Here is a 326-nt window from a genome sequence, read left to right on the forward strand (position 1 = left end):
CGCGGTTCGGCCTTGCCATTGCTGCGCGGCTGGGTGAGGAAGCCCTGGTTGAGTTGGGTTTTGCCCGGTTCGCTCGATAGCTTGGCGCGGACTTCGCCCGGGGTGTCGTCGAACAGCAGTTCGTTGTACTGGCCGCCCTGGTGTTCTTTGGATTTGATGCCGGACAGCGTCTTGTTGGCCGGCAAGGCGCCGGCGCCGCTGAAGTCCGGGGTGGCGTGGCTGCCGTTGTAGAGCACGCCGGTAATCACCGGGCGGTCGATATCGCCTTCGATGAAGTCGACCAGCACTTCCTGGCCGATGCGCGGGATGAATTGATGGCCCCAGCC

The 326-nt window shown here is 64.1% G+C and carries 1 protein-coding gene; it reads right to left on the reverse strand.

What is annotated here, in order from left to right; all coding sequences use genetic code 11:
* A partial coding sequence (locus VI26_RS22925) for a type VI secretion system Vgr family protein (protein WP_048412067.1) occupies nucleotides 1-326 on the reverse strand: 326 nt, incomplete at both ends.

The sequence above is a fragment of the Chromobacterium sp. LK1 genome, from assembly GCF_001043555.1.
Taxonomy (GTDB): domain Bacteria; phylum Pseudomonadota; class Gammaproteobacteria; order Burkholderiales; family Chromobacteriaceae; genus Chromobacterium; species Chromobacterium aquaticum.